Raw genomic sequence first — 4,188 nt, forward strand, 5'->3', positions numbered from 1 at the left:
GGTCGACGGCCAGGCGGTGCCGGCCGCGCAGGGTCAGGCGCGCCTGCTCGATGGCCATCAGCTCGTCGGAGGTGACGTAGACGGTCATCTTCTCGTCGTGGCGGATGCGGCCGCACGCCGCTGCCTTGGACGGCTCGGGCTCGTTCGCGGGCGGCGCCTCGGCGACGTCCGGCACGGCGCGCACGGCCGACTCGGCCACTGACGGTGCCTCGGTGACACCGGGGCTGGTGGGACGGAACAGGTCGTCGGCGGCGGGAAGGCTCACGCGTCGGGCCATCGCGACAGCACCTCCTTCGCGAGCTGACGGTAGGAGTCGGCCCCGGCAGACGAGCTGGCGTACGTCGTGATCGGCTCGCCCGCGACGGTCGAGTCGGAGAACTTCACGGTGCGGCGGATGACGGTGTGGAACACCGTGTCGCCCCACGCCTGGACCAGGCGCTCCATGACCTCGCGACCGTGGAGCGTGCGGCCGTCGAACATCGTGCCGAGCACCCCCTCGATCTCGAGGCGCGGGTTGAGCCGCTCGCGCACCGTGTCGATGGTCGTCTTCAGCAGCGCGACGCCGCGCAGGGCGAAGTACTCGCACTCCAGGGGCACGATGACACCGTCGGAGGCCGTCAGCGCGTTGACGGTCAGCAGGCCGAGCGAGGGCTGGCAGTCGATCAGGATGACGTCGTACTGCGCCAGGGCCGGTGCGAGCACGCGCTGGAGGGTCTGCTCGCGGGCGACCTCGTTGACCAGCTGCACCTCAGCGGCCGACAGGTCGATGTTGGAGGGCAGCAGGTCCATCCCGGGTACGCCGGAGGGCACCACGACGTCCTCGAGGGTGACGTCGGCCTGCAGCAGCAGGTTGTAGATCGTCAGGTCCATCTCGTGCGGGTTGAGACCCAGACCGACCGACAGCGAGCCTTGCGGGTCGAAGTCGACCAGCAGGACCTTGCGGCCGAACTCCGCCAGCGACGCACCGAGGTTGATGGTGGTCGTGGTCTTGCCGACCCCACCCTTCTGGTTGCACATGGAGACCACGCGGGCGTTGCCGTGGGTGGTCAGCGCCTTGGGCTCGGGCAGCACCGGCATGGGTCGACCCGTCGGACCCAGCTCGGCCTTCGGGGCAGGCCCTGTGGCCGGGGAGGCGGGCTTGTCGAACGGCAGCATCGAGGCGTCCTTGACGTCGTCGACGTCAGTGCTGGCGGCGCTGGCGGTGCCGGCGGACGGCATGGCGATCCGCGGCGGCATGAGTGGTGCGCCGTGCATTCCCTCGCTCATGTGCGTGCTCCCTCTGCATTGCGCTGCGTTGCGGTGTGCGGGCCCTCCCAGTGAACAATGTCGACACAGCGACATCAGAGCGGCTCGCCGCGGACTCTAGGCCGTATCGCCCACGGGTCCTAGGGCGGGCTCCCCTGGACTTGGTAGCAGGTCCCAATCTGTGGAGAACCTGCCCGTTCCTGTGCACGGGCTCCCTCCCGTCCCCCACAGGGACGACTCCACTGTGGAGAACTCTGTGGAGAACTCGTGGAGAACTCGCAGGCCGGCTCAGTCGGACAGACAGCGCAGTGCGACGCTCGCCAGGACCAGCTCGCCGGCCTCGTCGGAGGCGTCGAGATCGGCGATCGCCTCGATGACCCAGTCACGGTCGCCGGCGGGGTCCGCGATGGTCTGGGTGACCCGCCACAGTCGAGCCGTGACGTCCTCGGCGCCGGCCGGCTCACCGGTGGCGACCTCGATGCGGAGAAGGTCGGGTCCGCGGGCGTCGCCGTCGGTCTGGACCGTGTCGTGCTGGGCGTAGTAGTCCTCGATGGCGGCGTCCCAGGCCGACCTGGTCATCACCACCTCCCGAGGCGGGTCGGTGCGGTCGGCTGCTGCTCGCTCGAGAGCCATCAGCCCGTCGAGGTTGTCGCGGGCGACCAGGTCGACCCGTCGCCACATCGCGTTGCGCACCATCACCCGGAACGCGCGATCCTGCTGGGAGATCGGTCGCGGCGAGGTCGGCGGGGCGGGCTCGCCGATGCCCTGCGCCTGGTCGGGGTCACTCAACGCCTCCCACTCGTCCAGCAGCGAGGAGTCGGTCTGACGGATGGTCTCGGCCAACCACTCCATGAGGTCGTCGAGCTCGGGCGTGCGGTGGGCGTCGGGCACCGTCTGCCGCAGTGCCCGGTAGGCGTCGGTGAGGTAGCGCAGCACCAGGCCCTCCGAACGGGCCAGGGCGTAGCGGGAGCAGAAGTCGGTGAAGCTCATGCCCTGCTCGTAGAGCTCGCGCACGACTGCCTTGGGGCCGAGGGCGTCCTCGGAGAGCCACGGGTGGCTCTGGCGGTAGAGCTCGTAGGTGGCTTCCAGCATCTCGGCCAGGGGCTGAGGCCAGGTGATCTGGTCGAGCAGCGCCATCCGCTCGTCGTACTCGAGGCCGTCGGCCTTCATCTCCCCGATCGCCTCGCCACGCGCGGAGTGCTGCTGGGCGAAGAGGATCTGGCGCGGGGCGTCGAGGACCGCCTCGATCACCGAGACGATGTCGAGGGTGTAGGTCTCCGACTCCGGGTCGAGCACGTCGAGCGCCGCGAGGGCGAAGTGCGAGAGCGGCTGGTTGAGCGCGAACTCGGGCGGCAGGTCGTGTGTCAGCACGTAGCGACGCCCGAACTCGTCGACCTCGTCGAGCCGGGTGATCGTCTCGGACTGCAGCAGGCTCCGAGCCAGGCGCAGCGCGCGTCGACTCAGCCGCAGCTGCTGCTTGCGCGGCTCGTGGTTGTCGTGGAGCAGCCGCCGCAGGACCGCGAAGGCGTCCTCCTCGCGGGTCAGGACGTTGATGAGCATGGCGTTGTCGACCCGCATCCGCGAGACCAGCTGCTCGGGCACCCCGGCCACGAGCTTCTCGAAGGTCTGCTCGGTCCACACCACGGTGCCCTCGGGTGGCTTCTTGAGCTGCGCCTTGCTCTTGCGCTTGGCGTTGGCGCCCGGGGCAGCGTTCTTGGCGTCGGCCTTGGCCTTGGCCTTCTCGTTCTCGATCGTGTGCTCGGGAGCCTGGACGACGACGTAGCCGGCGGTGTCGAAACCGGCCCGGCCCGCGCGGCCGGCGATCTGGAGGAACTCGCGGGTGCGCAGGACGCGCGATCGCGAGCCGTCGTACTTGGCCAGGCCGGTGAAGAGCACCGTGCGGATCGGGACGTTGATACCGACCCCGAGGGTGTCGGTGCCGCTGATCACCGTCAGCAGGCCCGCCTGGGCCAGCTGCTCGACCGCGCGGCGGTAGCGCGGCAGCATGCCGGCGTGGTGGACGCCGATGCCGCGCCGCAGCAGCTTGGAGAGGGTCTTGCCGAAGCCGGCCCCGAAGCGGAAGCCACCGAGGTGCTCGGCGATCGCCTCCTTCTGCGAGTCCTTCAGCGCGGTCGAGACGACCTTGTTGTTGAGCAGGTTGGTCGCCTGCTCGACCGCTTCCTTCTGCGTGAAGTGCACGACGTAGACCGGCGACTGTTTGGTGGAGACGAGCTCCTCGAGGGTCTCGGCGAGCGGGGTGAGGGCCCAGGTGAAGGTCAGGGGCACCGGGCGCTCGGCGTCATCGACGATCGCGGTCTCGCGACCGTTGCGCCGGGTGAGGTCCTCGGCGATCTCGCTGACGTCACCGAGCGTGGCCGACATCAGCACGAACTGCGTCTGGGGCAGCTCGAGGAGCGGCACCTGCCAGGCCCAGCCGCGATCGGGCTCGGCGTAGAAGTGGAACTCGTCCATGACCACGAGACCGACGTCGGCGTCCGCGCCTTCGCGCAGGGCGATGTTGGCCAGGATCTCGGCGGTGCAGCAGATGATCGGCGCATCGGCGTTGACCGCCGCGTCGCCGGTGAGCATGCCGACGTTCTCGGCACCGAAGACCGCGCACAGCTCGAAGAACTTCTCGCTCACCAGCGCCTTGATGGGAGCGGTGTAGAACGACACGCGATCGTCGGCCAGGGCCGCCTTGTGAGCCCCCAGCGCCACGAGCGACTTGCCCGAGCCTGTCGGGGTGGCGAGCACGACGTTGTTGCCCGCCAGGATCTCGAGGATCGCCTCGTCCTGGTGTGGATACAGCTCCAGTCCGCGCGAGGTCGCCAGCGCGGTGATGTCGTCGTAGACGGCGTCGAAGTCGGTGCTCATGCGCGCGCCCGGGGGTGGGAGGTCGCGAAGACCTCGCGCAGGTTGTCGACGGTGACCAGGGTGTAGACC

Annotated in this window: 3 protein-coding genes; all 3 read right to left on the bottom strand. The window is 69.6% G+C overall.

Annotation, left to right across the window (positions count from 1 at the left end):
- A partial coding sequence (locus tag VOI19_RS15425; protein WP_323793851.1) for a hypothetical protein occupies positions 1-277 on the bottom strand: 277 nt, incomplete at its 3' end.
- Positions 262-1,155, bottom strand: coding sequence for a ParA family protein (locus VOI19_RS15430; protein WP_323793853.1), 894 nt, complete (start codon positions 1,153-1,155; stop codon positions 262-264). The genes VOI19_RS15425 and VOI19_RS15430, both read right to left, overlap by 16 nt.
- Positions 1,156-1,533: 378 nt before the next feature.
- Positions 1,534-4,119, bottom strand: coding sequence for a DEAD/DEAH box helicase (locus VOI19_RS15435; RefSeq protein WP_323793852.1), 2,586 nt, complete (start codon positions 4,117-4,119; stop codon positions 1,534-1,536).
- Positions 4,120-4,188 lie beyond the last annotated feature (69 nt).

This window comes from Nocardioides sp., assembly GCF_034670285.1.
Classification (GTDB): Bacteria; Actinomycetota; Actinomycetes; order Propionibacteriales; family Nocardioidaceae; genus Nocardioides.